The organism is Burkholderia sp. Bp9142 (assembly GCF_003853415.1).
GTDB lineage: Bacteria > Pseudomonadota > Gammaproteobacteria > Burkholderiales > Burkholderiaceae > Burkholderia.
Map to the genome: position 1 here is coordinate 25,889 of NZ_QTPP01000029.1, position 25,306 is coordinate 51,194.

The following is a 25,306-nucleotide window of genomic DNA, read 5'->3' on the forward strand; positions in this document are numbered from 1 at the left end:
CGCCGGCCGCACGGCGGCCGGACCGATCCTCGACGAGCAAAAAAATGCCCCGAAGGCCATCCGGCGTTCGGGGCATTTCCGTGTATGGCGCACGAGCGCCGCCGCGTCAGACCACGGTGATCGCGAGCGCGCTTTCGCGGTAGTGCTTCGCCGCCTTGTCGGTTTCGCCGAGATGCTCGAACAGGCGCGCGAGCGCACGGTGCGCACGCACCTTCAGCGCCTCGTTGTCGGCCTGCTTCAGCGCCGCCTCGAGGAACGACTGAGCCTTGCCCCACAGCTGCTGCTGCTGGCAGAGACGGCCGAGCGCGAACAGCAGGTCGGCATCGTCCGGGTGATCCTTCTTCCACCCTTCGGCCTTCTGGATCAGCGGCAGCGCATCGCCGCCAGCGGTATCCGGATAGCGGCGCAGCAGCCGCGCATCCCAGTTGTGCGCGAGCGCTTCCTCGACGATGCGGCGCGCCTCGGTGCGGCGCTCGAGCAGCACCAGCAGGTCGGCCGCGAGATCGGCGAGGCGCGGCGACTGGCGCTCGAGCGGCGACAGCGACTGCCACACCTCGAGCAGCGCGTCCGGGTCGTGCCGGCGTTCGCGCAGCAGGTTCTCCGCCGCCTGCTGGCGCAGCCGGACGGCCGCGGCCGGATGCAGCGCCTCGCGCTTCTCGAGCGCCTTCGCGAGCTTCAGCACCTCGGCCCAGTTCTTCAGTTGCTGCTGCGCGCGCAGGGCGACCTGCTGCGCATGGATGCGCTTGCCGCCCGCCTGCAGGTCGGCCAGCGCGGCGAGCGCGCCGTCCGCATCGCGTGCATCCGCGCGCATGTCGGCCGCGGCGAGCAGCCGGGCATCCTGCCATTCGGGCGCGTCGACCTTCGACAGCCAGTCGTCGCGACGCGTGTACTCGTGCATCCGGTGCGCGGCGGTCGCCGCGACGAGACTCGCGGCGCCCTGGTTCGCATCGACCGCGAGCGCGTCGCGCGCGGCCTTCTCGGCGCGCGAGAAGCGGCCCGCGTACAGGTTCGCGATCGCATCGCGCAGCGACGCCTGGGCCTTCTCGTTGCGTGAACGCGCGCGATACGCGGCGACCCGCTGCGGCATGCGCCAGATGTTGCGCACGATGCGCAGCAGCGCGTACACGACGATGAACAGCACGACGATGGCGATCACGAACAGGTTCAGCGACACGTCGATCCGGTACGGCGGATAGACGAGCAGCACCTGTCCCGCGTCGAAACGGCCGACGGTGGCGAGTGCCGCGGCGATCGCGAACAGGATCGCGAGCCAGACGATTCCTCGAAGCGTCATCGTTACCCCCGGCTCTTGAACTGCTGAACGGCGTTCAGGCTCGTGTTCAGGTCCGGCACCGCGACCGTCAGCGATGCGCCGTCGACCTGCTTGAGCAGATCCTCGACGGATTGCGTGTCCTTCGATGCCTGGTCGAAATACTTGCCGAGCGACGCCTGCGCGGCGTGCAGGTCGGCCTTCATCGCGCCGTCGTTGCGCGCGAGCAGGGACAGCCGCGCGGTGAGCAGGCGCAGCTTCACGTTCTCGCGCACGAAGTAGCCCTGGTCGGGCGATGCGAGCATCGCGTCGGCATTGTCGATCCGGCGCACCTGCACGAGGCCCTTCAACTGCTGGCCGAGCCCGGCCGAGAAGTCATGCCACCACACCTTCCAGCGCGGCGTATCCGCTGCGACCGGCGAGGCGGCGTCGGCCGGCGCGGCCTTCGGCGCCGCGTGCGGGACGATCGCCTCGCCCGACAGCGGCAGCGCGTCGATCTTCGCGATCGCGTCGTCGAGCTTGATCGCGAGGCCCGTGAGGTCGGCCGACGGTGCGGCCTTCAGCTTCTCGATGTCCTGCGCGAGCGCCTTGCGCACCGTGACGGCCTGCGCGCTCTGCGACGTCGCGAGACGCGCATCGGCATTCTGCAGCGCGATCAGCGCGAGCTGCGTGTTGCCGGTCAGCTGCAGCTGCTGGCTCGCGCCCGACAGCATCTGGTCGACTTCCTCGAGCATCCAGGCATCGCGGTTGCGCGACAGGTCCTGGTATTGCTGCTGCAGCGCCTGCTGTGCGCTCTGCGCATCGGCGAGCTTGCCGTCGAGCTGCGCGAGCTGCGTGTCGACCTGGTGCGTGCCCGCGAGCGCCTGCTCGGTCTTCATGCGGGTCTCGGCCGTTTGCGCGTCGAGCGCCTTCTGGCGCGCGACGAACGTGTCGTCGAGCCGGTCGACCTTGCGGTTCAGCGCGTAGCCGCCAACGCCCGCCGCGCAGCCGAGCACGACGACGACGAACCACAGCGCCGCGCTGCCGCCGCGGCGCGCGGGCGGTTCGGCGCCCATATAGGCAGGACGGGACGGCGGTGCGGATGCAGCGGCCGGCTGGGAAGCGACGCTTTTGGAATCGTTGGTATCTGTCATGCGTTTAGTCACCGGTGCGGCTGTCGCCGGTTGGACGGCCTCGTCGGCCATCGTTCGAAACGCGCGGACGATGCGCTCATCGCCCGCGCCGGTCAGCGTAATCCTATCAAAACCCAATGCGCGCGCGGTCTGCTCGATGCGCGGGTGCGGTGTCACGAGCGGCGCATGCTTCAGCGCCTCGATCTCGGCGTCGTTCAGGTGCGCGCGCGCGAGTTCGTGCAGGTTGCGCACGCCTTCCGAACTCGTGACGAGCCACGCGTGCGGCGCGCCGGCGAGCAGCGCATGCACGCGCTCCCATGCGACGATGCGCGGCTCGGGCACGACGCGCCGGTACGCGGCGACCAGCGTGACGTCCGCGCCGGCTTCGCGCAGCCGCTCGGCGAGCCATTCGCGCCCACCGTCGCCGCGCACGATCAGCACGCGCTTGGCCGCGAGCGCCTGCGCGCCGCCGAACGCGGCCTCGATGCTCGCGAACAGGTTTTCCGAATCGTAATGCGGGGCGCCGCCGTCGGCGGGCGCCTGCGGCGCGATCACGCGATGCGCGGGCGCCGCGATCCCGTGGCGCTCGAGCGCCGCGACGCTGCCGGGGCCGACCACGCCGACCGGCAGCGCATTCGGCCAGATCGCGCCGTACTGCGCGAGCGCGCGGTCGATCGCGTTCGGCGACACGAAGATCACGAGCGCATAACGCCCAAGCGCCGCGAACGCGGCGTCGAGCGGCGCCGGATCGTCGAGCGGCGCGATGTCGATCAGCGGGAATTCGAGCACGTCGCAACCAGCCTCGGCCAGCTGGGCCGCAAGCGCGGCCGACTGGCCGTCCGGGCGCGTCAGGACGGCGGTGAACGCGCGCGCGCCGCTCGCCATCAGGCGTCGCCCTTGCCGGCCTGCGAGCCGGCGAGCAGTGCATTGACGATGTCGAGCGCGCCCTGCGCCTCGAGTTCGTCGGACACCGCGCGGCCGAGCGCGAGCGCGTCGGCAACGGTCATGACGGCGCCGCACTCCTCGGCGGTCAGCACGCGCTGGCCGTCGGTCGTCGACACGCGGCCCGTCAGGTACAGCTCGCCCGCTCGCCACACCGCGTGCGCGGCGAGCGGCACCTCGCAGCTGCCGCCGAGCGCGCGCGACACCATCCGCTCGGCCTCGACCGCGAGCGCGGTCCGCGGGTCGTGCAGCGGCGCGAGCCACGCGGCGACGTCCGTGCGGCGCGCGGCGATCTCGATGCCGAGCGCGCCCTGGCCGGCGGCCGGCGGGCTGTCCTCGACGTCGATCAGTGCACGGATGCGCGCGTCGAGACCGAGGCGCTTCAGGCCCGCTGCCGCGAGGATGATCGCCGCGTAGTCGCCGCGATCGAGCTTCGACAGGCGCGTGTCGAGATTGCCGCGCAGCGGCAGCACGTTCAGGTGCGGATAGCGCGCGCGCAGCATCGCCTCGCGGCGCAGGCTCGACGTGCCGACGACGGCGCCGGCGGGCAGCGCGTCGAGCGATGCGTAATCGTTCGACACGAACGCGTCGCGCGGATCCTCGCGCTCCATGATCGCGGCGAGCGCGAAGCCGTCGGGCAGCGCCATCGGCACGTCCTTCAGCGAATGCACGGCCAGGTCGGCGCGGCCGTCGGCGAGCGCATTCTCCAGCTCCTTCACGAACAGGCCCTTGCCGCCGACCTTCGACAGCGTACGATCGAGAATCTGATCGCCACGGGTCGTCATCCCGAGGATTTTCACGTCACAAGCTGGATATAATTTGCGCAGCGCATCACGCACGTGTTCGGCTTGCCACATCGCCAGGCGGCTTTCGCGCGAAGCAATCGTCAGCGTTGCAGGGGCTTGTGCCGATCGCGGCCCGGCCGAAAAGGTCTCGGAATTCATTGCTGGAACATCGAAGGACGGGATTGAAGATCGAACAATGGTAGCACGCACGCCCCAGCCCGCCCGGGCCCGGAGCCTGCGCCCGCCGCGCTTCGGCGCGGGCGGCGACACCGATGCGCGGATGTGCCGCACGTAGCTGGTTGCTTGACCGCAGTTCCCGTAGTTTCCGTAGTCCCCGCAGTCCCTTTTTGACTCGAGCTTTCCCAAGGAAACCCATCGTGAAGTCTTCCGGATCGGCGCGTACGGCGCGCCGCAATGCTGCCTTGCCCTCCCCCGACGCCCAGACGGGCACCGTCGCCACCGCCGCGAACGGCCGTGCGAAAACGGCAACGAAACCGAAAGACCCGATACGTCAGACGAAACGCGCGATCAAGACCGCCGGCCCGGCCGCCCGCGCGGCGAAGCCCGGCACGCGCACGCGCGAGGACAAGGACGGCCCGCTGTTCGAGGACATCCGCTTCCTCGGCCGCCTGCTCGGCGACGTCGTGCGCGAACAGGAAGGCGACACCGTGTTCGACGTCGTCGAAACGATTCGCCAGACCGCGGTGAAGTTTCGCCGCGAGGACGACAGCGAAGCCGCGCAGACGCTCGAGAAGAAGCTGCGCAAGCTGACCCCGGAGCAGACCGTGAGCGTCGTGCGCGCGTTCAGCTATTTCTCGCACCTCGCGAACATCGCGGAAGACCGCCACCACAACCGCCGCCGCCGCATCCACGCGCTGGCCGGCTCCGCACCGCAGCCCGGCACCGTCGCGTACGCGCTCGAACAGCTGAAGACGACCGGCAACGCGTCCAAGCGCCTGCTGCAGCGCTTCTTCGACGATGCGCTGATCGTGCCGGTGCTGACCGCGCACCCGACCGAAGTGCAGCGCAAGAGCATCCTCGACGCGCAGCACGACATCGCGCGCCTGCTCGCCGAACGCGACCAGCCGCTGACGGCGCGCGAACGCTCGTACAACGAATCGATGCTGCGCGCGCGCGTGACCGCGCTGTGGCAGACCCGCATGCTGCGCGACTCGCGCCTGACGGTCGGCGACGAGATCGAGAACGCGCTGTCGTACTACCGCGCGACGTTCCTCGACGAACTGCCGGCGCTGTACGGCGACATCGAGGCCGCGCTTGCCGAACACGGCCTGTCCGCGCGCGTGCCCGCATTCTTCCAGATGGGCAGCTGGATCGGCGGCGATCGCGACGGCAACCCGAACGTGACCGCCCCGACGCTCGACGAAGCGATCAACCGCCAGGCCGCGGTGATCTTCGAACACTATCTGGAACAGGTGCACAAGCTCGGCGCCGAGCTGTCGGTGTCGAACCTGCTGGTCGGTGCGAACGATGCGGTGAAGGCACTCGCCGCCGCATCGCCCGACCAGTCGCCGCACCGCGTCGACGAGCCGTATCGCCGCGCGCTGATCGGCATCTACACGCGGCTCGCCGCGAGCGCGCGCGTGCGTCTGGGCGAAGGCACGGTGCCGGTGCGCAGCGCCGGCCGCGGCGCGCCGCCCGTGCGGGCGATTCCATATGCGGATTCCGAAGCGTTCGTCGCCGACCTGAAGGTGCTGACCGCATCGCTCGAAGCGCACCACGGCGCGTCGCTCGCCGCGCCGCGCCTCACGCCGCTCGTGCGCGCGGCCGAGGTGTTCGGCTTCCACCTCGCGAGCATCGACCTGCGCCAGAGCTCCGACATCCACGAAGCCGTGGTCGCCGAGCTGTTCGCGCGTGCGGGCGTCGAGGCCGACTACGCGGCACTCGCCGAGGAAGACAAGCTGCGCGTGCTGCTCGCCGCACTCGCCGATCCGCGCCCGCTGCGCTCGCCGTACATCGAATACTCGGCGCTCGCGCAAAGCGAGCTGGGTGTGTTCGAGAAGGCGCGCGAAGTGCGTGCGCAGTTCGGCGCGCGTGCGGTGCGCAACTACATCATTTCGCACACCGAGACGGTCAGCGACCTCGTCGAAGTGCTGCTGCTGCAGAAGGAAACCGGGCTGCTCGAAGGCGCGCTCGGCGCCGCCCATGACGGCGCGCGCAACGGCCTGATGGTGATCCCGCTGTTCGAGACGATCCCCGACCTGCGCGACGCCGCGCGCATCATGCGCGAATACTTCGCGCTGCCGGGCGTCGACGCGCTGATCGCGCACCAGGGCGCCGAGCAGGAAGTGATGCTCGGCTACTCGGACAGCAACAAGGACGGCGGCTTCCTGACGTCGAACTGGGAGCTGTATCGCGCCGAACTCGCGCTCGTCGACCTGTTCCGCGACCGCAAGATCACGCTGCGGCTGTTCCACGGCCGCGGCGGCACGGTCGGCCGCGGCGGCGGCCCGACCTACCAGGCGATCCTGTCGCAGCCGCCCGGCACCGTGAACGGCCAGATCCGCCTGACCGAACAGGGCGAGGTGATCGCGAGCAAGTTCGCGAACCCCGAGATCGGCCGGCGCAACCTCGAGACGGTGGTCGCCGCGACGCTCGAGGCATCGCTGCTGCCGCAGTCGAACGCGCCCGCGCAACTGCCCGCGTTCGAAGCCGCGATGCAGACGCTGTCGGACGCCGCGATGGCGTCGTATCGCGCGCTCGTCTATGAAACGCCCGGCTTCACCGACTACTTCTTCTCGTCGACGCCGATCACCGAGATCGCCGAGCTGAACATCGGCAGCCGCCCGGCCTCGCGCAAGCTGCAGGATCCGAAGCAGCGCAAGATCGAGGACCTGCGCGCGATTCCGTGGGGCTTCTCGTGGGGTCAGTGCCGGCTGCTGCTGACGGGCTGGTACGGCTTCGGCAGCGCGGTGAGCGCGTATCTCGACGGCGCGCAGGACGCGGCCGAACGCACGAAGCGCGTGACGCTGCTCAAGAAGATGAACAAGACCTGGCCGTTCTTCGCGAACCTGCTGTCGAACATGGACATGGTGCTCGCGAAGACCGATCTCGCGGTCGCGTCGCGCTACGCGCAGCTGGTCGCCGACCGCAAGCTGCGCAAGCACGTGTTCGAGCGGATCGTCGCGGAATGGGAGCGCACGGCGCAGGCGCTCGCGGAAATCACCGGGCACGAAGGCCGCCTCGCGACCAACCCGCTGCTCGCGCGCTCGATCAAGAACCGCTTCCCGTATCTCGATCCGCTGAACCACCTGCAGGTCGAGCTGATCAAGCGTCACCGCGCGGGGGACACGAACGCGCGGCTGCGCCGCGGGATTCACCTGACCATCAACGGGATCGCGGCCGGCCTGCGCAACACGGGCTGATCCGCGCGCGGCGCGAGCCTGCCCCGCTCCGCGCCGGCATCGCGAAACGAAAGCCGCGATACGCAATTCACGCGTATCGCGGCTTTTTTCATCGGGAGGCGCGAAGGCACCGGCCGACGCGCCGCGTGCTCACTGCGCGTCGATCAGCAACGCATCGTGCTCGAACGATCCATCCGGCTGCACCGCGTAGTAGCCGCGCACCTCGTCGGGCGCATGCGCCCACAGCGCGCGGATGCCCGCGACGCTGTCGGCCGGCGTGCGGATCCGCTCGACCCACGTATCGAAATCGATCGGCAGGCGCCAGCGGCTCTGCACGTGCGCGTCGAAACCGGCACCGCGAAACATCGCGAGCCATTCGTCGGCGCGGTAATCGCGCACGTGCGACGCGTCGCGCAGCACTTCCGCGGCTTGCAGATACGTGTCGAGCAGCGGATGGTCGTTGCCCGCGATGTCGATCATCAGCACGCGGCCGCCCGGCTTCAGCACGCGCCGCACCTCGGCAAGCGCCGCGCGCACGTCGTGCCAGTGGTGCGCACTCATCCGGCTGACCACCCAGTCGAAGGTGCCCGCGTCGAACGGCAGCCGCTCGGCCGGGCCCTGCTGCGTGCGGATGTTCGCGTGCCCGCGCTCGCGCGCGGCGGCGTCGACGGTCGCGAGCATCGGCGCGGCGAGATCGTAGGCGACCACGTCGCGCACGTGCGGCGCGACCGCGAAGCTCGCGTGGCCCGCGCCGCAGCCGAGATCGAGCACCGCGCCATCGGGCGTCGCGCGAACGGCGTCGGCCAGTGCCTGCAGATCGGCGCCCGTCGCGTGGACCGTGCTCGTCAGGTAGGCGGCGGCCGTCGTGCCGAATGCGTCGGCGACCTGGTCGTGGTGTTTCATCGTTGGCTCCTTCCTTGGGTGGGGCGCGCGCTGCCTGCCAGCGCGCGAATCGCTACAATAGGGCCGCGCTTGTACCAGTACAAGTTAAGCAGTTATTCTGGTATTTGTTACACCTGCCTGATCGCTGACCCGGTCCTCGCCGCGCATCCCGCGCCCCTTTTTGTCGTTTCAGCCGTTTTCCGCATGAACCAGCCGTCCTCCGCCCCCACCCCGCCGCTCGACGCCACACCCGCCCGCGCGCTCGGTGAATTCATCCGCGCGCACCGCGAACGGCTGTCGCCGCAGGCCGTCGGCCTGCCGCCCGGCCCGCGCCGCCGCACACCGGGGCTGCGCCGCGAGGAAGTCGCGCAGCTGTGCGGCGTCAGCCCGACCTGGTACACGTGGATCGAGCAGGGCCGCCCGGTGTCGGCGTCGGCCGACGCGCTCGCGCGGATCGCCGTCGCACTGCAGTTGTCGAAGGCCGAGCGCGCGTACCTGTTCGAGCTGGCCGCGCAGCGCGATCCGGCCGAGCCCGACGTCGCGGCCGGCGACCTGCCGCCGACGCTCGCGGCGACCGTCGCCGCGATCGCGACGCCGGCTTATGTGCTCGACCGGCAATGGAACGCGCTCGCCTGGAATGCGCCGGCCGCCGCGCTGCTCACGGGCTGGCTCGACGGCGAGCACGACCGCAACCTGCTGCGCTTCACGTTCATGGCGCCGGCCGCGCGCACGCTGATCGTCGACTGGGAAACCCGCGCGCGCCGGCTCGCGGCCGAATTCCGCGCCGACTCGATCCGCCACCTCGCCGACGCGCCGACCCGCGCGCTGATCGACGCGCTGATGGCCGGCAGCGATGCATTCGCGCAGTACTGGGCGTCGCAGGACGTGTTCGAGCGCGAAGGCGGCCTGCGGGAATTCGACCATCCGGCCGACGGCCGCGTCGTGTACCAGCAGATCACGCTGAAGCCCGCACATCGCGAGGACCTGAAGCTGGTCGTGCTCGTGCGCGACTGACGCCGGTTCCCGCCGACAAGGAAACCGGCGCCACGGCCGGCCCGCGCCGGCGAGGGCCGGCGGCCAGCCGCGCGAATGTTAGAATTCAAGGATTCCCTCGGCGGCGCACGCCGCCCAACTCCCCTTCGAAGAATCGCCATGACGTCCCAACTGCACAAAAAGGGCGAGGCCTGGTCGGCCCGCTTCTCGGAACCGATGTCGGAGCTGGTCAAGCGCTACACGTCGTCGGTGTTTTTCGACAAGCGCCTCGCGCTCGTCGACATCGCCGGCTCGCTCGCGCACGCGAGCATGCTCGCGGCGCAGAAGATCATCAGCGCCGACGACCTCGCCGCGATCGAACGCGGGATGACGCAGATCAAGGGCGAGATCGAGCGCGGCGAATTCGAATGGCAGCTGGATCTCGAGGACGTCCACCTGAACATCGAGGCGCGCCTGACCGCGCTGATCGGCGATGCCGGCAAGCGCCTGCACACGGGCCGCTCGCGCAACGACCAGGTCGCGACCGACATCCGTCTGTGGCTGCGCGGCGAGATCGACCGCATCGGCGGCCTGCTGAACGACCTGCGCGGCGCGCTGATCGACCTCGCGGAGCAGAACGCGGACACGATCATGCCGGGCTTCACGCACCTGCAGGTCGCGCAGCCGGTCACGTTCGGCCACCACCTGCTCGCGTATGTCGAGATGTTCACGCGCGACGCCGAGCGCATGCGCGACTGCCGCACCCGTGTGAACCGCCTGCCGCTCGGCGCGGCCGCGCTCGCCGGCACCAGCTACCCGATCGACCGTCACGCGGTGGCGAAGACGCTCGGCTTCGACGGCATCTGCGCGAACTCGCTCGACGCGGTGTCGGATCGCGACTTCGCGATCGAATTCACGGCGGCATCCGCGCTCGTGATGACGCACGTGTCGCGTTTCTCCGAGGAACTCGTGCTGTGGATGAGCCCGCGCGTCGGCTTCATCGACATCGCCGACCGCTTCTGCACCGGCAGCTCGATCATGCCGCAGAAGAAGAACCCGGACGTGCCCGAGCTCGCGCGCGGCAAGACGGGCCGCGTAAACGGCCACCTGATGGCGCTCCTCACGCTGATGAAGGGCCAGCCGCTCGCGTACAACAAGGACAACCAGGAAGACAAGGAACCGCTGTTCGACACGGTCGACACCGTCGCCGACACGCTGCGGATCTTCGCCGAGATGGTCGCGGGCATCACCGTGAAGCCGGACGCGATGCGCGCGGCCGCGCTGCAGGGCTTCTCGACCGCCACCGACCTCGCCGACTACCTCGTGAAGCGCGGGCTGCCGTTCCGCGATGCGCACGAAGCCGTCGCGCACGCGGTGCGGATCTGCGACGACCGCGGGATCGACCTCGCCGACCTGACGCTCGACGAAATGAAGCAGGAACTGCCGAACGTCGCGCACCTGATCGGCGACGACGTGTTCGGCTACCTGACGCTCGAAGGTTCGGTCGCAAGCCGCAACCACCCGGGCGGCACCGCGCCCGATCAAGTGCGTGCGGCCGTCAAGGCCGCCCGCGCCGCGCTCGGCAAGTAAGCCTGTCGTCACGGACGGACGCCTTCGGCGTCCGTTTTTCATTCGGGCGGCCGCTGTGCCGCCCATCGCCTTCCCCGCTTTCCGGATACCGCCGATGACCTTCTCCGCCGCGCTCTTCGACATGGACGGCCTGCTCGTCGATTCCGAGCGGACCATCATGAACACGTGGATCGACGTGTCGAACGCACACGGCGTCGTGCTGACCGAGATCGACTACCTGCAGATCGTCGGCCGCTCGTTCGCCGAAGGCCAGGTCATTCTCGCGCGGCTGATCGGCGACGCCGACACGTTCGACGCCGTGCGCATCCGCGTGCGCGAGCAGCTCGCGGCGCCCGAACCCCATCCGAAATTTCCGCTGAAGTCCGGTGCGCTTGCGCTGCTCGAGGCGCTCGCGCAGGCCGGCATCCCGTGCGCGGTCGCGTCGTCGTCCGCCCGCGACGTGATCCGTGCGCGGCTCGACGCGGTCGGCGTGCTGCCGTTCTTCCGCGCGATCGCGGGCGGCGACGAAGTCGCGCGCGGCAAACCCGACCCGGCCGTCTACCGGCTCGCGGCCGAACGCCTCGGCGTGCCGGCGCACGCGTGCGTCGCGTTCGAGGACAGTGACTTCGGCGCGCAGTCGGCCGCCGGCGCCGGCGCATCGGTCGTCACCGTGCCGGACCTGAAGGCGCCGACGCCCGAGATCGTCGCGCTGAGCCTGCACGTGCTCGGGTCGCTCGACGATGCCGTCGCGCTCGTGCCGTCGTGGTTCGGCCGTCTGGACACGCAGCAACCCGCGTAGCCGCCGCACGCGGCACGCGACACGCCAAAAGCAAACGGGCACCGTCGGTGCCCGTTTCGCGTTGCCGCGCCGGAACGCCGGCGTCGCGGCGATCCTTACTTGTTGCCGGCCGTCTCCGACAGCCGCTTCATCGTCGCGATGCGCGCACCGATCAGATCGACGCGTCCGTCCTCGCCGACGAGCGGCGCCGTCGCATCGCGGAACGCCACCCACGCGCGTTGCGCGCGCACGAGCGTCGCGGCCGAATGCGCGGGCATCTTGCGACGCAGCTTCTGGTAATAGCGGTTCAAGTCGAACAGCGCGTGCTCGCACGCGGCATCCTGCTCGCACGGCCGCACACGGCGGATCGCCGGATCGCGCGACGCGTTCGCCGGCTTGCCGGCGGCCGTCACGGCAGCGCCCGGCGCCACGCCCGCACCGCCCTGCGCATCGCTCGCGGCTGCCACCGGCACGGCGGCAGGCGGCGGCGCATAACGGTCGGCCGCCGCGCGCAGCGCGAGCGCGCGATCGCGCACCGGCTGCAGCTGCATGTCGGCGCTCGCCATCGTATACGCGGTGCCGCGCGTCGTGTCGTACACGGCCTTCAGCAACTGCACTTCATCCTTGCGCCACGTGACCCAGTGGCGCTGGCTGTCCTGCCAGCCGCGCTTCGCGTCGGCCGGCGCATCGTCCGACAGGCGCTGATACGCGCCGTCCATCACGGCCTGCCACTGCTGCTGCGCCTCCCCCATGCACTGGATCTGGCCGGCCGTCGACGACCGGTCGCGCCGCGCGAGACACTGCCGCATCGCGACGTCGATCGGGTCGGCCGCGGCCACTTCCGCATGCGCGGCATTCAGCCCCGCCGGCCCGGCCGACCACGCCGCCCAGGCGACGAGCGCGGCCAGCGCCGCGCGCATCGTCCGGATTCGTCCGTGGGTCGCCATCAGTCGCGCACGCAGTCGACGAAGTACTCGACGCGGCCGTTCACCTCTTCCGCGACGAGGCCGTGGATGTCGGTGTGGAAGCCCGGGAAGCGCTCGTTGAAGTCGCGCGCGAACCGTAGGTAGTTCACGATCGTCTTGTTGAAGCGCTCGCCCGGGATCAGCAGCGGAATGCCCGGCGGGTACGGCGTCAGCAGGATGCTCGTCACGCGGCCTTCGAGCTCGTCGAGCGGCACGCGGTCGATCTTGCGGTGCGCGAGCTTCGCGAACGCGTCCGACGGCTTCATCGCCGGCTCCATGTCCGACAGGTACATCTCCGTCGTCAGGCGCGCGATGTCGTTCGCACGGTACACGTCGTGGATCTGCGTGCACAGGTCGCGCAGGCCGACGCGCTCGTAGCGTGGATGCTGCGCGACGAACTCCGGCAGCACGCGCCACAGCGGCTGGTTGTTGTCGTAGTCGTCCTTGAACTGCTGCAGCTCGGTCACCATCGAGTTCCAGCGGCCCTTCGTGATGCCGATCGTGAACATGATGAAGAACGAGTACAGGCCGGTCTTCTCGACGATGATCCCGTGCTCGGCCAGGTACTTCGTGACGATCGCGGCCGGAATGCCCGTCTCGCCGAACTCGCCGTCGACGTCGAGCCCCGGCGTGATGATCGTCGCCTTGATCGGGTCGAGCATGTTGAAGCCTTCCGCCAGCGGGCCGAAGCCGTGCCAGTGGTCGTTCGGCTTCAGCATCCAGTCCTCGCGCGAACCGATGCCTTCTTCCGACAAGTCGTCCGGGCCCCACACGCTGAAGAACCAGTCGTCGCCGTACTCGGCGTCGACCTTGCGCATCGCGCGGCGGAAGTCGATCGCCTCGGCGATCGACTCCTCGACGAGCGCGGTGCCGCCCGGCGGCTCCATCATCGCGGCCGCGACGTCGCACGACGCGATGATCGCGTACTGCGGGCTCGTCGACGTGTGCATCAGGTACGCCTCGTTGAAGCGGTGCTTGTCGAACGTGCGGTTCTCGGAATCCTGCACGACGATCTGCGAGGCCTGCGAAATGCCCGCGAGCAGCTTGTGCGTCGAGTGCGTCGCGAACACGAGCGCGCCCGTGCGCGGGCGGCCGTCGCCGATCGCGTGCATGTCGCGGTAGAAGTCGTGGAACGTCGCGTGCGGCAGCCATGCTTCGTCGAAGTGCAGCGTGTCGAGCAGGTCGCCGAGCAGGTCCTTGATCATCTCGACGTTGTAGACGACGCCGTCGTACGTGCTCTGCGTGATCGTCAGGATGCGCGGCTTCATCTCCGGGTTCTGGCGCATCGCCTCGCGCGCGAACGGATTCGCCTCGATCTTCTTGCGGATGTTCTCCGGCTTGAATTCGTCGCGCGGGATCGGCCCGATGATGCCGAAGTGGTTGCGCGTCGGCGTGAGGAACACCGGGATCGCGCCCGTCATCGTGATCGCGTGCAGGATCGACTTGTGGCAGTTGCGGTCGACCAGCACGATGTCGCCCGGTGCGACCGTCGCGTGCCAGACGATCTTGTTCGACGTCGACGTGCCGTTGGTCACGAAGAACAAATGGTCCGCGCTGAAGATGCGCGCGGCATTGCGCTCGGACGCCGCGACCGGGCCCGTGTGGTCGAGCAGCTGGCCGAGTTCGTCGACCGCGTTGCAGACGTCCGCGCGCAGCATGTTCTCGCCGAAGAACTGGTGGAACATCTGGCCGAGCGGGTTCTTCAGGAACGCGACGCCGCCCGAGTGGCCCGGGCAGTGCCACGAGTACGAGCCTTCGTCCGCGTACTTCACCAGCTCCTTGAAGAACGGCGGCGCGAGCGAGTCGAGATAGACCTTCGCCTCGCGGATGATGTGGCGCGCGACGAACTCCGGCGTGTCCTCGAACATGTGGATGAAGCCGTGCAGTTCGCGCAGGATGTCGTTCGGCAGATGGCGCGACGTGCGCGTCTCGCCGTACAGGAAGATCGGGATGTCCGCGTTGCGGCGGCGCACTTCGGTGACGAACGCGCGCAGCTCGATGATCGCGGTCGCCAGCTCGGGCAGCTCGCCGTCCGGGCCCGTCTCGCCGAGCATGAGTTCGTCGTCGTCGATCGACAGGATGAAGCACGACGCGCGGCTCGATTGCTGCGCGAACGACGTCAGATCGCCGTAGCTCGTGAGGCCGAGGACTTCGACGCCCTCCTTCTCGATCGCTTCGGCCAACGCCCGGATGCCGGAGCCCGAGATGTTCTCGGAGCGGAAATCTTCGTCGATGATGACGACGGGGAAACGAAACTTCATGGGCGATTCTCCAAAAAGAACGACCGCGGCGCGTCACGCGCAGCGGTCACCCGGAAACCGGTGAGACGTTATGCAACCAGATCAGGTTTTCGGCAGCGTGACACCGCGCTGACCCTGATACTTGCCGCCGCGATCGGCGTACGACACATCGCACACTTCGTCGCTTTCGAAGAACAGCACCTGCGCGACACCTTCGTTCGCGTAGATCTTCGCGGGCAGCGGCGTGGTATTCGAGAATTCCAGCGTGACGTAGCCTTCCCACTCGGGTTCGAACGGCGTCACGTTGACGATGATCCCGCAGCGCGCGTACGTCGACTTGCCGAGGCAGACCGTCAGCACGGTGCGCGGGATGCGGAAATATTCGACGGTGCGTGCCAGCGCGAACGAGTTCGGCGGGATGATGCACACGTCGCCCTTGAAATCGACAAACGAACCCTCGTCGAAGTTCTTCGGATCGACGATCGTCGAGTTGATGTTCGTGAAGATCTTGAATTCGTCCGCGCAGCGGATGTCGTAGCCGTAGCTCGACGTGCCGTAGCTGACGATCCGGCGGCCGTCCTCGGACGCGCGAACCTGATCGGGCACGAACGGCTCGATCATCTTGTGCTCTTCGGCCATGCGCCGAATCCACTTGTCGGACTTGATGCTCATGCCAGCCTCCGCCGGGCCGTCCCAAGGGCGTAGCAGGGAATTCGCAGAGCATCGCTCTGCGCCTGCGCAGCCGGCCGGCTTTGCAAAGCCGGCCGTGGGCGGCTGGCCGTCCCGTCGGGGGACAGCGAACGAAGTGAGCGTTGGGGTCGTTTCATATCGGGGCGCCTGGAAACGCTGCGTGACAGTCGGTGAGGGCCGCTCGCGCGAGGCGGCAACCCGGAAAGGCGCACATTTTACGCGATCATCGGCCCACGCACGCGGCGGCCGTCAACGGATCACGCCGCAGGCGAGCGCGGGCCCCGCGCCATGCTGCGGAAACGCGGGATCGCTCGGGTCGCGATGCACCAGCGCCGAACGGTTCAGCGCGGAGCGCACGCCGTCGAGGGCCAGATCGGGCGCGACGATGAAACCGGCCGCGACGCCGTTCGCATCCGCATGGATGTTGCCGAGATCGCCGGCGACGCGCGCGCCCGCGCGCAGCCGGTCGGCGGCCGGCGCGAACACCTGGCCGGCGCTCGAGCCGTCACCCGCGTTGCAGTCGCCGCGCTCATGCACCTGCAGCGCGTGATCGCTGTTCGGCGGCAAGCCGACCAGGTTGTACGTGACCTGGACGCCGTCCGGGCGTTCGACGAACGTCACCGCGCCGCGTGCCTGCGAGCCGACGGTCGGCTGCAGTTGCGCGTCGGCGCGCTTTTCGTGCGACGAGGAAAAGGAGGTACAGCCGGCCAGCAGGCCCAGCGCGGCGGCGGCCAGCAGCGCGCGCCGCGCGCGGCCGGCGCGCACGCCGTGATGTCGTTGGTTCATTCGATCCTCATGCCGGCTGGCGGCCGTTTGACACGGCGGCCATGCCGGGCGGGTAAAGGGACCCGGGAAAAGTCGCCATGATACCGCGCCTCGCGACGCCGTAAACAGCGTGAGGCCCCGCCCCGCAAGGGTTTTACGTATTTTGAACAACGATCGACGGGAACTTCGACGTCATGTCGCGCGCGCGCTCGGCGATCGCCAGCGCGACCCCGCGCGCGATGTCGCGGTAACGCCGCGCCAGTGCGCCCTCCGGATCGGCCGCGACCGTCGGCGTGCCGCCGTCGGCGCGCTCGCGGATCGCGATGTCGAGCGGCAGGCTGCCGAGCACGTTCACGCCGTAGTCCTGCGCCATCCGCTCGGCACCGCCCGCGCCGAAGATGTGCTCCTCGTGGCCGCAGTTCGAGCAGATGTGAATGCTCATGTTCTCGACGATGCCGAGGATCGGAATCCCGACCTTCTCGAACATCTTCAGGCCCTTCTTCGCGTCGAGCAGCGCGATGTCCTGCGGCGTCGTCACGATCACGGCGCCGGTCACCGGCACGCGCTGCGCGAGCGTGAGCTGGATGTCGCCCGTGCCCGGCGGCATGTCGACGATCAGGTAGTCGAGCTCGCGCCAGTTGGTCTGCCGCAGCAACTGCTCGAGCGCCGACGTCGCCATCGGACCGCGCCACACCATCGGGTTGTCTTCCTCGATCAGGAAGCCGATCGAGTTCGCCTGCAGCCCGTGGCCGACCAGCGGGTTCATCGACTGGTTGTCCGGCGACTCGGGGCGCTGGCCGTGAATGCCGAGCATGGTCGGCAGCGACGGGCCGTAGATGTCGGCGTCGAGAATGCCGACCGACGCGCCTTCCGCGGCGAGCGCGAGCGCGAGGTTGACGGCCGTCGTGCTCTTGCCGACGCCGCCCTTGCCCGACGCGACCGCGACAATGTTCTTCACGTTCGGCAGCAGCTTCACGCCGCGCTGCACCGTGTGCGCGACGATCTCCTGCGACACGGTGACACGTGCATCGCGCACGCCCGGCACGGCCTTCAGCGCATCGGCGATGCGCGCGCGCACGTCGTCGTGCTGGCTGCGCGCGGGATAGCCGAGCACCACGTCGACCACCACGGCGTCGCCGTCGATCGCGACGTTGCGCACGCCCTTGTTCGCCGCGTACGGACGGCCGGTGTTGGGGTCGACGACAGCCGCCAGCGCGGCGTCGACTTGTGCCCGGTCAATGCTCATCGAAACTCCGTGAAAACGTTTTTCTCTCGCGCAAACGTCAAAAAATATCAAATTACGCAGCGAAAATCGGGAAAAGTGAAAGAATCTGTTGCACGCCATTGCGCGAACGCGCGCGGCGGCGCAATCTTCGCGTGCGGCATGCTATGGGGCCAAATGGGCCACCATCCGCCTATATTGTAGAGGCTGACGCGTCACCCTGTCCGGAACAGCCACGCTGGCGAACGGGGCATGCGGCCGCCTCGGCGGCTGCCGCGAGCACGGGCCTGCCCTCCTTTTTCGGGCGCCCGTGCAGGGAGCCGTAACTGTTGTTTGTCGTCGTTGTCGACTCGTTCAACCAAGAGAGGAATCCAAGATGAACATGAAAATCGCGACCCGCTTGTCCGTCTTCGCATTGGCCGGCGCCTTGCTGGCAGGCTGCGCCACGCAGCAAGGCAGCAACACGGCCGTCGGCACCGGCGCGGGTGCGGCGCTGGGCGCGGGTATCGGCGCACTGGCCGGTGGCGGCAAGGGCGCGGCGATCGGCGCGGGCGTCGGCGCCCTGGTGGGCGGCGTGACGGGCTACAACTGGCAAGCGATCAAGAACAAGCTCGCGCCGTCGGCAGCGAAGACGGGTACGCAAGTGACCGAGCAGCCGGACGGCTCGCTGAAGCTGAACGTGCCGAGCTCGGTCACGTTCGCGACGAACCAGTACACGATCACGCCGGCCTTCACGCCGCTGCTGAACGACCTGGCGACGACGCTGAACCAGAACCCGCAAGTGACGGCCTCGGTCGTCGGCTACACGGACAGCACCGGCTCGGCGCAGCTGAACCAGACGCTGTCGCAGAACCGTGCGCAGAGCGTCGTGAACGCGCTCGCGCAGCGCGGCGTCGCCGGCGGCCGCCTGTCGGCACAGGGCATGGGCCCGTCGAACCCGATCGCGGACAACGCGACCGAAGCCGGCCGCGCACAGAACCGCCGCGTCGAGATCTACCTGCGCGCGGCGCAACAGTAAGCATCGCATCGACAGGGAACGGGGGCGCGTGCCGGACGCACGGCCCCGCCGCACAAGGCTTGCGGCGGGACCGGTAACAAATCGAAAAATTTTTCGAACTTCTGCCGCGGGCCGTGGTCTCTCTTTACGGTACGCGGCTGGCGCTGCCGGCGCGTCACCATTCTCCTCTTGTCGTTGTTGCTCCGGGGCCGTATCCGCCCCGGTTTTTTTTGCCCGCGAAAATTGTGCTGCATTGCAGCATGACGTTGCCTGGCATGCCGCCCCGACGGCCCCGCCCGTTCCGGCGCCCGATCCATGGCGCCCGCCCCGACTGGCCGGCCCGCGCCCCTGCTAGAATCGCAGTTTCCGTCGTTTCCGCCGTTCTTCTACAGACCCTATGTCCGCATCCGACCTCACTTCCGTGCAGGCCGCGGCGCCGCAAGGCAGCCGCCAGATCCTCGTTACGTCCGCACTGCCCTATGCCAACGGCCAGATCCACATCGGCCACCTGGTCGAGTACATCCAGACCGACATCTGGGTGCGGACGCTGCGAATGCACGGCCACGAGGTCTACTACATCGGCGCCGACGACACGCACGGCACGCCGGTCATGCTGCGCGCGGAGAAGGAAGGCCTCACGCCGAAGCAGCTGATCGACCGCGTGTGGACCGAGCACAAGCGCGACTTCGACAGCTTCGGCGTGTCGTTCGACAATTTCTACTCGACCGACTCGGACGAGAACCGCGTGCTGAGCGAGAACATCTACCTCGCGCTGAAGGAAAACGACCTGATCGCCGAGCGCGAGATCGAGCAGGCGTACGACCCGGTCAAGGAAATGTTCCTGCCGGACCGCTTCATCAAGGGCGAGTGCCCGAAGTGCCACGCGAAGGACCAGTACGGCGACAACTGCGAAGTGTGCGGCTCGACCTACCTGCCGACCGAACTGCTGAACCCGTATTCGGTGGTGTCGGGCGCGACGCCGGTGCGCAAGACGTCCAAGCACTACTTCTTCCGCCTGTCCGACCCGCGCTGCGAGTCGTTCCTGCGCGAATGGGTCAGCGGCCTCGCACAGCCCGAAGCCACCAACAAGATGCGCGAATGGCTCGGCGACGCCGGTGAAGCCAGGCTCGCCGACTGGGACATCTCGCGCGACGCGCCGTACTTCGGCTTCGAGATCCCGGGCGCGCCCGGCAAGTACTTCTACGTGTGGCTCGACGCGCCGGTCGGCTACTACGCGAGCTTCAAGAACCTGTGCGACCGCAAGGGCATCGACTTCGACGCGTGGATCCGCGCGGGCTCGACCGCCGAGCAGTACCACTTCATCGGCAAGGACATCCTGTACTTCCACACGCTGTTCTGGCCGGCGATGCTCGAGTTCTCGGGCCATCGCACGCCGACCAACGTGTTCGCGCACGGCTTCCTGACGGTCGACGGCGCGAAGATGTCGAAGTCGCGCGGCACGTTCATCACCGCACAAAGCTACATCGACACGGGCCTGAACCCCGAATGGCTGCGTTACTACTTCGCCGCGAAGCTGAACGCGACGATGGAAGACATCGACCTGAACCTCGACGACTTCCAGGCGCGCGTGAACAGCGACCTCGTCGGCAAGTACGTGAACATCGCGAGCCGCGCGGCCGGCTTCCTGATCAAGCGTTTCGACGGCCGCGTGCAGGACAGCGCGATGAACCATCCGCTCGTCACGAAGCTGCGCGATGCGATCCCCGCGATCGCCGCGCACTACGAAGCGCGCGAATACAGCCGCGCGCTGCGCCAGACGATGGAACTCGCTGACGAAGTGAACGCGTACGTCGACGGCGCGAAGCCGTGGGAACTCGCGAAGGATCCTGCCAACGCGGTCGCGCTGCACGAAACCTGCAGCGTGAGCCTCGAGGCGTTCCGCCTGCTGTCGCTCGCGCTGAAGCCGGTGATGCCGCGCGTAGCCGAAGCCGTCGAGGCCTTCTTCGGGATCGCGCCGCTCGCGTGGGCCGATGCCGCGAAGCCGCTGTCGTCGGCGCAGCCGATCAAGGCGTACCAGCACCTGATGACGCGTGTCGATCCGAAGCAGGTCGACGCGCTGCTCGCCGCGAACCGCGATTCGCTGCAGGCCGACGCCGCCGGCGCCGCAGCCGCCGGGGCGACCGCGGCCAATGCCGCAAAGGACGCGAAGAACGCCAAGGCGAACGCAAAGGTCGCTGCCGCGAACGGCGCCGACGACGGCCCGATCTCGATCGACGATTTCGCGAAGATCGACCTGCGCATCGCGAAGATCGTCGCGTGCCAGGCCGTCGAAGGTTCGGACAAGCTGCTGCAGCTCACGCTCGACATCGGCGAGGAAAAGACCCGCAACGTGTTCTCGGGCATCAAGTCGGCCTATCAGCCCGAGCAGCTGGTCGGCAAGCTGACGGTGATGGTCGCGAACCTCGCGCCGCGCAAGATGAAGTTCGGGCTGTCCGAAGGGATGGTGCTCGCCGCGTCGGCTGCCGACGAGAAGGCCGAGCCGGGCCTCTACATCCTCGAGCCGCACAGCGGCGCGAAGCCCGGCATGCGCGTGAAGTAAGCGGCACACACCGCCGCCCGCGCAGGAAGGCCCCGCACGATGCGTGCGGGGCTTTTTTACGTTCGCGCCACGGGACGCGCGACCGGACAGGCGGGCCGCGGCAACGATCCCGATGCGCGCGCGGTACGCGCCGCCATCACCGCTGCCCGAACCACCGATCGAAGCGCCGCGTGTAGTTCAGGTCGACGCCCTGGAACGTGCCGCCATACGCGGACACCGACCAGAAGCGCGTCAGGTTGATCGTCGCCTTGAACGCGTTGCTCGCCGATTGCAGCCCTTGCTCGTAGCCGAGCACGAAACGCTCGTTGATCGCCTTCGAGATCTGCACGACCTGCGGATCGGTCAGGCCGACGTCGCTGCGGCCGATCGAAAATTCGTCGAGACCGATGCTCTGCGCGACGCGCTTGCCGGTCGCGCTGCCGAGCAGCGCGAGCGCGGCGGTCATCGCGTTCTGCTGGCCGACGTTGTTGCCCTGGTCGGTGCCGTGCCCGAACAGCAGCCACGACAGCTTCTCGTTGTCGGTGACGTTCGGCTCGGACACGAGCTTGACCGTCGGCGACTGGATCGTGCCCGTCACCTGCACGCCGGCCTCGACCTCCTGGTTGCGCCGCATCGCGAGGATATTGATGCCCGGATTCGACACCGGGCCGTTGAACGTGAAGAAGCCGTTCTCGACCGCGAGCTTGCGGCCGAACGACGTATACGTCGATCCCTCCGTCACGCGCACGTTGCCGACCGCGCGCAGCGGTACGCCCGGCGCGCTCATCACGGTGATCGTGCCGCGCAGGCCGAGATCCGCGCCGTGGCCCTTGAAGCGGAAGTTGTTGCCGAGGCCGATGTCGATGTTCGCGCGCGGCGCGAGCGACGGCGCCGGCTTGTCGGTCGCCTTCTGCGGCTTCGCGACGGCCGTGCCGGTCGGCGTCTCGCCGCGCACCGTCCCGTCCGGCCGCACCACGACGACATCGTCGGACAAGTGCGGCGCCGCGTCCTCCGGCAGGTCGAACAGCGCGCGGTCGACGACGAACTTGCCGTCGATCGACAGCGCGCCGCGCGGCCCGTCGTTCGCGACGGTCGCCTTGCCCGACAGCGACAGCTTGCGGTCCGGCGCCGCGAACAGCTCGAGCTTGTCCGCGACGATGCTCGCGGTCAGGTCCGGCGCCTCGCCGTCGAGGCGCACGCGGCCAAGCGCGCGCAGCGTGCCGTCGCCGCCGTGGAACTCGACCTGCTGGAATTCGACGAGGTTCTCCGCGAGCTTCACGCGCACGATGCCGTCCTTCAGCTGCACGCCCTGATCGACGAGCGTCGCGGACAGCTCGTCGCCCGTCAGCATCCCCGACACGTTCGGCTTCACCGGCGTGCCCGCGACCGTCAGCTTCAGCGCCGCGCGCCCGCCGAGCAGGTAGCTCGGACCGAACAGGTTGCCGGTCGCCTTCAGCGACGGGATGTCCGCGTCGATACGGCCCGACAGCGGGCCGTCGTCCACGATGCCGAACACGCCGTCGCGCAGTGCAAACGGCACGGTGACGTTCGCGTCGAGCGTGCCGATCCGGTTCGCCTTCGCGAGCGCCACCACGTTGAGCCGGTTGCCCGGCGCGAAGCTCGCGCGCGCGGACAGGTCGGTCAGCCCGAGCGACGCGATGCCGCGCCCGGACTCGATCGTCACGTCGCCGCCGCGCCGTTTCACCTGCACGTAGCCGGTCGCGTTCGCGCCAAGCGAGAAGTCCCAGTCGGCATCGAGCACGACGTCGGTGCGAATCGGCGGCCGCTGGCCGGTCAGCTCCTGGCGGATCTCGAGGAAACGCGCGACCGATGCGTCGCGCACGGAGCCCGCCGAGCGCATCTGGCCGTGATCGAACACGAACGACTTCAGGTCGATCGCCGCGCCTTCGAGCGTGAGCCGCGTCGCGCCGAGCGTCACGCGGCCGGCACCGGCCGACACGGTGAGCGGCGAGCGCAGCGCCACCGCCGGCGTGCCGCGGTTCGCGAGACGCGTGATCGTGCCGTCCCAGCGCATCCCGTCGCGGTTTTCGACCACGCCGCCGTTCGCCGCGAGCGTCAGGTCGACCACGCGGCCGCCGGCCGTCCCGATCGCCGACGCGTCGAGCGTGTGCTTCGCGCGCGTGCCGTCGAGATTCGCGCGCAGCGATTTCAACTGCAGCGAGCCGAGCGCGACGTCGGTCGCATCGACCGTGAACACGAGCGCGCCATGCGCGCCGTCGCGAATGTCGGCGCGGCCCTGCGCGGCGCCGATCCGGTTCGAGCCGACCACGACGTGCTGCGCCTTGTAGGTGGCCGTCACGTTCGGATGCGCGAAGCTGCCGGTCAGGTCGCCCTGCGCCTGCACGAGGCCCTGCATGCCGAAACCGAGCCGATCGAGCTCCGGCGCGTCGATCACGAAGCGCAGCCGGTCGCCAGGCGCGCCGAAACTGCCGCGCAGGTCGACGTGGTTGCCCGCGATCGACAGGGTCGCGTTGCTCGGCAGGATCCGCGAGCCGGCGAGCTGCACGACGCCGGCGCCGGTCAGCGGCACGCCGTCGTACAGGCTGTCGCCGAGCTTGAAGGTCGCCTTCGTCGACACCTGCGGCGCGAACGCGCCGGAGGCCGTCAGCGTGCCCGACACGCGCGTCTCGCCGCGCCTGGCCGGCGCCTTGGCCGCTGCCTTCGCCGCCTTGGCAGCCGGCTTGCCGCTGCCCGCGCTCGGCGCGTTCAGCGCGGCGAGCAGCAACGGATCGAACGCGGTCAGCGTCGCCTTCGCGTCGTAGCTCGAATGCGCGTCGTGACGGAACACGCCGGTCAGGTCGATGCGGCCCTTGCCCGCCGTCACGCGCGCATCGGTCAGCACCGTCTGCTGCGCCGTCAGCGCGACCTTCGCGCGGGCGCCGAGCGCGAGCTTCGGATCGTTCAGGTTGAAGTCGACGGTCGTCACGTCGCCGGCGAGCGTCACGCCGAGGGGGCCGCCGAGGCGCATCGGCCGCAGCTCGGCGACGAATGCATTGAGGTCGAGATTCGCGACCTTCAGGTCGAAGCGGCCCTTGCCGCCCGTCAGCGTGCCGCTGCCGGTCACGCTGCCGTCGCGGATCAGTTTCAGCGCGAGGCCGTCGATCCGCTGCGCGTGCGCGTCGAGATTGACGGTCGCATGCGCGTCGACGACCGGCAGCAGGTGCTCGCCGAGCGTGCCGGGCTTCGCGTTGACGATCGACACCGGGCCCGTCACCGCGAATCCCTGCGCCGGTGCGGCGCCGGCCGGCGCGCTCACGGGGGCCAGCTCCGCGCGCACCGCGAGATCGGCGGCCGGCGCGCCCGGCGAAATCGCCTGCGGGTTCACGTGATCGAAGGCGAGCGACGCGCGCGTGAGCGGCACCGCGCCGAACGGCGCGGCCTCGACGTGCGCGCGCCCGTTCAGCTTCATCCCGCTCGCGGCGACGTCGGCGACGAGCACTTCGAGCGAACCCGATACGTTCGCGCTCGCGTTGACCGGCTCGTCGGCGAGCTTGCCCACGTAGGTCGCATTGCCCGTCAGCGCGAACGGCTTCACGCCGTCGAGTTTCGCGCGCGCGGTCAGCGCGCCGTACGGCGTGTCGACGCCGTCGAGCGCGAGTTCATGGTGACGTCCGTCGCTGCGGCCGTTCAGCGCGAGATGGTCGAGCTGCGTCGTCGAGCCGCCTTCGTGGATCGCCAGGTGATCGACGCGCAGGTCGTCGATCCGCAACTGCAGCGGCAGGCTCAGGTCCTGCGGCGTCGTGGCCGGCGTCGACGGCCCCGGCGCGATCCGCACGTCGATCGTGCCCGCGCGCAGGTACGCGACCGACAGCCGCCACGGAGCACGGGTCAGCGCCCAGCGGCCGTCGAGCCGGTCGATCCGCACCTCGGTGCCGGCGCCGCCGGGGCTCGTCCACGCGAAGCCGCGCAGCCGCACGCCGGTCGCGAGCGCGCCGCCCTCCAGCGTGCCCGTCAGCCGGCCGCCCAGCACGCGCACGGCCGCCTGCCACGCGAGCCGCGTGCCGCGCTCGGTCGTCGCGGCGGCCAGCACGAGCCCGGCCGCCAGCACCACGAGCAGCACGACCGTCGCGAGCGTCCACGCGACGACCCGGCCCGCCCGAGCGCGGCGCGGCGCGCGCGGCGGCGCGTCGGGCGCGCGCTCGGGCGAGTCCGGATCGTGAGGCGGCGGCGTGTCGTTCGGGTCCTTCGTCATGCG

Annotated in this window: 16 protein-coding genes; 6 read left to right on the forward strand and 10 right to left on the reverse strand. The window is 69.3% G+C overall.

Annotated elements, in window-relative coordinates:
- Positions 1 to 106: 106 nt before the first annotated feature.
- From DIE22_RS26750 to hemC, 3 genes are read right to left on the reverse strand one after another with little or no spacing between them, the layout of a single operon-like run.
- Complete coding sequence (locus DIE22_RS26750) at positions 107 to 1,294, reverse strand: heme biosynthesis protein HemY (RefSeq protein ID WP_124500442.1); 1,188 nt, start codon at positions 1,292 to 1,294, stop codon at positions 107 to 109.
- A 2-nt stretch (positions 1,295 to 1,296) separates the two neighbouring features.
- Positions 1,297 to 3,267, reverse strand: coding sequence for a fused uroporphyrinogen-III synthase HemD/membrane protein HemX (hemDX, locus tag DIE22_RS26755; protein ID WP_124606480.1), 1,971 nt, complete (start codon positions 3,265 to 3,267; stop codon positions 1,297 to 1,299).
- Entirely contained in the window at positions 3,267 to 4,268 is a 1,002-nt protein-coding gene (gene hemC / locus DIE22_RS26760; RefSeq protein ID WP_124500440.1) for a hydroxymethylbilane synthase, read from the reverse strand. Before hemC ends, hemDX begins: the two co-directional genes overlap by 1 nt.
- Before the next feature lie 218 nt (positions 4,269 to 4,486).
- Here hemC and ppc point away from each other — a divergent pair, with 218 nt between their 5' ends.
- Complete coding sequence (ppc, locus tag DIE22_RS26765) at positions 4,487 to 7,492, forward strand: phosphoenolpyruvate carboxylase (protein WP_124500439.1); 3,006 nt, start codon at positions 4,487 to 4,489, stop codon at positions 7,490 to 7,492.
- Positions 7,493 to 7,621: 129 nt separating this feature from the next.
- Here ppc and DIE22_RS26770 read toward each other — a convergent pair whose 3' ends face one another.
- Positions 7,622 to 8,374 (reverse strand): class I SAM-dependent methyltransferase, encoded by a 753-nt coding sequence (locus DIE22_RS26770; protein ID WP_124500438.1) that lies wholly within the window; start codon positions 8,372 to 8,374, stop codon positions 7,622 to 7,624.
- A gap of 183 nt (positions 8,375 to 8,557) precedes the next feature.
- Here DIE22_RS26770 and DIE22_RS26775 point away from each other — a divergent pair, with 183 nt between their 5' ends.
- The 3 genes from DIE22_RS26775 (at position 8,558) to DIE22_RS26785 (ending at position 11,693) form a co-directional block, all read left to right on the forward strand.
- A complete protein-coding gene (locus tag DIE22_RS26775) occupies positions 8,558 to 9,367 on the forward strand; it encodes a helix-turn-helix transcriptional regulator (protein WP_124500437.1) in 810 nt (269 codons plus the stop codon).
- A 138-nt stretch (positions 9,368 to 9,505) separates the two neighbouring features.
- Positions 9,506 to 10,915, forward strand: a complete 1,410-nt coding sequence (argH, locus tag DIE22_RS26780; protein WP_059701917.1) for an argininosuccinate lyase — start codon at positions 9,506 to 9,508, stop codon at positions 10,913 to 10,915.
- Between the two features lie 94 nt (positions 10,916 to 11,009).
- On the forward strand, positions 11,010 to 11,693 hold the full coding sequence (locus DIE22_RS26785) for an HAD family hydrolase (RefSeq protein ID WP_124500436.1): 684 nt from the start codon (positions 11,010 to 11,012) through the stop codon (positions 11,691 to 11,693).
- A 95-nt stretch (positions 11,694 to 11,788) separates the two neighbouring features.
- On the opposite strand, the gene DIE22_RS26790 is transcribed toward DIE22_RS26785, so the two are convergent.
- The 5 genes from DIE22_RS26790 to apbC all read right to left on the reverse strand — a co-directional run bounded on the left by DIE22_RS26790 (position 11,789) and on the right by apbC (position 17,578).
- Positions 11,789 to 12,619, reverse strand: coding sequence for a lysozyme inhibitor LprI family protein (locus DIE22_RS26790; protein WP_124500435.1), 831 nt, complete (start codon positions 12,617 to 12,619; stop codon positions 11,789 to 11,791).
- Positions 12,619 to 14,898 (reverse strand): arginine/lysine/ornithine decarboxylase, encoded by a 2,280-nt coding sequence (locus DIE22_RS26795; RefSeq protein WP_124500434.1) that lies wholly within the window; start codon positions 14,896 to 14,898, stop codon positions 12,619 to 12,621. Before DIE22_RS26795 ends, DIE22_RS26790 begins: the two co-directional genes overlap by 1 nt.
- An 81-nt stretch (positions 14,899 to 14,979) precedes the next feature.
- Positions 14,980 to 15,549, reverse strand: a complete 570-nt coding sequence (gene dcd / locus DIE22_RS26800) for a dCTP deaminase (RefSeq protein ID WP_006398615.1) — start codon at positions 15,547 to 15,549, stop codon at positions 14,980 to 14,982.
- A gap of 267 nt (positions 15,550 to 15,816) precedes the next feature.
- Entirely contained in the window at positions 15,817 to 16,353 is a 537-nt protein-coding gene (gene sodC, locus DIE22_RS26805; RefSeq protein ID WP_124500433.1) for a superoxide dismutase [Cu-Zn], read from the reverse strand.
- A gap of 133 nt (positions 16,354 to 16,486) precedes the next feature.
- The gene (gene apbC / locus DIE22_RS26810; protein WP_124500432.1) at positions 16,487 to 17,578 is read right to left on the reverse strand and encodes an iron-sulfur cluster carrier protein ApbC; all 1,092 of its coding nucleotides are present in this window, start codon (positions 17,576 to 17,578) and stop codon (positions 16,487 to 16,489) included.
- A gap of 352 nt (positions 17,579 to 17,930) precedes the next feature.
- Here apbC and DIE22_RS26815 point away from each other — a divergent pair, with 352 nt between their 5' ends.
- Together DIE22_RS26815 and metG are read left to right on the forward strand one after the other, a co-directional pair.
- The gene (locus tag DIE22_RS26815) at positions 17,931 to 18,572 is read left to right on the forward strand and encodes an OmpA family protein (RefSeq protein WP_124500431.1); all 642 of its coding nucleotides are present in this window, start codon (positions 17,931 to 17,933) and stop codon (positions 18,570 to 18,572) included.
- A gap of 376 nt (positions 18,573 to 18,948) precedes the next feature.
- Positions 18,949 to 21,111 (forward strand): methionine--tRNA ligase, encoded by a 2,163-nt coding sequence (metG, locus tag DIE22_RS26825; protein ID WP_124606481.1) that lies wholly within the window; start codon positions 18,949 to 18,951, stop codon positions 21,109 to 21,111.
- A 136-nt stretch (positions 21,112 to 21,247) separates the two neighbouring features.
- Here metG and DIE22_RS26830 read toward each other — a convergent pair whose 3' ends face one another.
- Positions 21,248 to 25,303, reverse strand: a complete 4,056-nt coding sequence (locus tag DIE22_RS26830; RefSeq protein ID WP_124606482.1) for a translocation/assembly module TamB domain-containing protein — start codon at positions 25,301 to 25,303, stop codon at positions 21,248 to 21,250.
- Between the last annotated feature and the right edge of the window lie 3 nt (positions 25,304 to 25,306).

Excerpts from the sequence above, each read along its gene's own strand:
- DIE22_RS26750 (WP_124500442.1), bottom strand. The coding sequence starts at position 1,294 with ATGACGCTTCGAGGAATCGTCTGGCTCGCGATCCTGTTCGCGATCGCC.
- hemDX (WP_124606480.1), bottom strand. The coding sequence starts at position 3,267 with ATGGCGAGCGGCGCGCGCGCGTTCACCGCCGTCCTGACGCGCCCGGAC.
- hemC (WP_124500440.1), bottom strand. The coding sequence starts at position 4,268 with ATGAATTCCGAGACCTTTTCGGCCGGGCCGCGATCGGCACAAGCCCCT.
- DIE22_RS26770 (WP_124500438.1), bottom strand. The coding sequence starts at position 8,374 with ATGAAACACCACGACCAGGTCGCCGACGCATTCGGCACGACGGCCGCC.
- DIE22_RS26775 (WP_124500437.1), top strand. The coding sequence starts at position 8,558 with ATGAACCAGCCGTCCTCCGCCCCCACCCCGCCGCTCGACGCCACACCC.
- argH (WP_059701917.1), top strand. The coding sequence starts at position 9,506 with ATGACGTCCCAACTGCACAAAAAGGGCGAGGCCTGGTCGGCCCGCTTC.
- DIE22_RS26785 (WP_124500436.1), top strand. The coding sequence starts at position 11,010 with ATGACCTTCTCCGCCGCGCTCTTCGACATGGACGGCCTGCTCGTCGAT.
- DIE22_RS26790 (WP_124500435.1), bottom strand. The coding sequence starts at position 12,619 with ATGGCGACCCACGGACGAATCCGGACGATGCGCGCGGCGCTGGCCGCG.
- DIE22_RS26795 (WP_124500434.1), bottom strand. The coding sequence starts at position 14,898 with ATGAAGTTTCGTTTCCCCGTCGTCATCATCGACGAAGATTTCCGCTCC.
- dcd (WP_006398615.1), bottom strand. The coding sequence starts at position 15,549 with ATGAGCATCAAGTCCGACAAGTGGATTCGGCGCATGGCCGAAGAGCAC.
- sodC (WP_124500433.1), bottom strand. The coding sequence starts at position 16,353 with ATGAACCAACGACATCACGGCGTGCGCGCCGGCCGCGCGCGGCGCGCG.
- apbC (WP_124500432.1), bottom strand. The coding sequence starts at position 17,578 with ATGAGCATTGACCGGGCACAAGTCGACGCCGCGCTGGCGGCTGTCGTC.
- DIE22_RS26815 (WP_124500431.1), top strand. The coding sequence starts at position 17,931 with ATGAACATGAAAATCGCGACCCGCTTGTCCGTCTTCGCATTGGCCGGC.
- metG (WP_124606481.1), top strand. The coding sequence starts at position 18,949 with ATGTCCGCATCCGACCTCACTTCCGTGCAGGCCGCGGCGCCGCAAGGC.
- DIE22_RS26830 (WP_124606482.1), bottom strand. The coding sequence starts at position 25,303 with ATGACGAAGGACCCGAACGACACGCCGCCGCCTCACGATCCGGACTCG.